Source organism: Desulfovibrio piger, from assembly GCF_012843875.1.
In the GTDB taxonomy this organism is placed as follows: Bacteria; Desulfobacterota; Desulfovibrionia; order Desulfovibrionales; family Desulfovibrionaceae; genus Desulfovibrio.
This window is the reverse complement of the sequence record NZ_JABAFY010000100.1, coordinates 1-1,913: the sequence shown is the minus strand read 5'-3', so window position 1 is coordinate 1,913 and position 1,913 is coordinate 1. Positions and strand designations below refer to the sequence as shown.

The window sequence follows — 1,913 nt, the reverse complement described above, 5'->3', positions numbered from 1 at the left end:
ATGATTCAAATAGCCATGGCAAGCATACTGTTGAAACGTTTCATTATTGATAAATGAGTTTCCAAACACGCTCTTATTGCTTCACATCTCCCCAGTTATCGGCTGTCCGGTGAAATAGAAGCCGATGAGAGTTACTTTGGAGGTGTAAGAAAAGGTAAAAGAGGTCGGGGAGCTGCCGGAAAAATAGCCGTTTTTGGTCTGCTGAAGAGAAATGGCAGAGTCTACACGGTAATCATTCCTGATGCTCGCACTGAAACACTTCTCCCCATCATCAAGGGACAGATGGAACCTGACAGTATAGTCTATACGGATACATTTTCAGCTTACAACGCTCTGGATATCAACGGATTTCATCATCACCGCATCAATCATTCCCAGAAGTTTGCGGAACAACATAATCATATCAATGGAATAGAAAACTTCTGGAATCAGGCCAAAAGACACTTACGTCGCTTTAACGGTATCAAGCCTGAACACCTTTACTGTTTTCTCAAGGAATGCGAATGGCGCTTCAATGGAGGCAATCACAAAGAGCTTCTAACTCAGCTAACTTATTGGGTAAAACAAGCTAAACACTAGGCTTAGCTAGGAAAGCCCCCTGTTTTTTCGTTGAAATTGCAGTACACACCGAAAAATTGATCGAGTCATGAAGCTCTTATAGCCCTACTTGGGATAGCCCCGCCTCTCAAAGGAGCCTTACGCTTAACGGTATCGAAGTACCGCCAGCTACCAGCTCGGTGTCCGGAAACAAGGAGACGGGGCTTGGGTGAAAGTTGCCGTGTTGGATTGGATATTGAAAAGAAAATAATGGGGAAAGTGATATTGTACCTCCTTTGCCCCAGTCAGATAAGGCCTCAAACCTGTGTTGTGCTGGTGCTCCCTATTCTACTATCCATTTTCTAACAAGGAAGAAGCAAACAGCCTGATTACTCCTTGGTGAAACAAATTTGAAAATCAGAGCCGACCCAACATTTGCCGTTGAACTTAGCTTCACCCCAACGAGAATTACATCCATTTTTTGTAATTCCATAGACTTGGGCTACACCGGGCAATACCTCGGCAACGGTAAGTAGCATTACTTCATCAAAAAGGGAGGTCTTATTTCCTCTTTTCAAGGTGTAAATTGTAATGTTATCATTTTTTTCTATAACTATTTGAGTGTTATTGATAGAGTATTTCTGTCCATAAGATATAATTTCACAATATATATTATCTGATGTGTTATTATTTGCAAATAAATACTGTGGAAAAATTATTAATGACATAAATGAGATGATTATAACGGTGTAGAAAAATTTTGACATTGTCAACCTCCTATAGTTTTATAGCGATATTTCACGCTATGTTTATGCCTTAAAGCATATTAATAATTTTCTACGAATATAGATATAATATCGTTGATATTTAGGAGAGGAAAATATATCTATGTCATCGTATATAGTATAATTTATATTTTGTTTATGAAAATATTCGTGTCGTATATGAATATTTACATATGGTATAAGTTGATCTATGTGAGCATTTTTTAATATTAATGTCATACTATAAAAGGAGTTTATTTTCTTTTACAAGAGAATTGAGTTCTTCAAGAAAGAGGGCTCTGCCTTATAATAGCTGCGATTGCTAGCGGATGTGTTCCCCCGGCAGATCATGCCGGAGACATATTGCCCTAGTTGTTGGGTGGAAAACATGAGCCAGCTGTGTTCATCGGGGGATGTCCTTTCTATGAACTCAAAAAGCTCAAGATGTTCTGAATTGATTTGCAGTGGGGGCTGTCAAGGAAAGCGATACACGGCCTTATCCCATGGTGACAGAACATCGTTTTTGAAGACCCTAAGAGAATGTCCGGCATACACCTTGCTATACCAGTTTTCTCCAAAGGATACAGGCTAAAGCAAGGTAAAGTAGTCCCA

1 protein-coding gene and 1 pseudogene are annotated in these 1,913 nt (G+C 39.4%); one reads left to right on the top strand and one right to left on the bottom strand.

Going from position 1 to position 1,913, the window contains the following annotated elements; genetic code table 11:
- Window positions 1–108: 108 nt before the first annotated feature.
- Window positions 109–579 (top strand): annotated as a pseudogene (locus HF854_RS12260) (IS1595 family transposase); the annotation flags it as partial.
- Window positions 580–926: 347 nt separating this feature from the next.
- Here HF854_RS12260 and HF854_RS12255 read toward each other — a convergent pair.
- Entirely contained in the window at window positions 927–1,304 is a 378-nt protein-coding gene (locus tag HF854_RS12255; protein WP_168936536.1) for a hypothetical protein, read from the bottom strand.
- Window positions 1,305–1,913 lie beyond the last annotated feature (609 nt).

Bases quoted from the DNA above. Each gene is read 5' to 3' on its own strand.
- HF854_RS12255 (WP_168936536.1), bottom strand. From the start codon at position 1,304: ATGTCAAAATTTTTCTACACCGTTATAATCATCTCATTTATGTCATTA.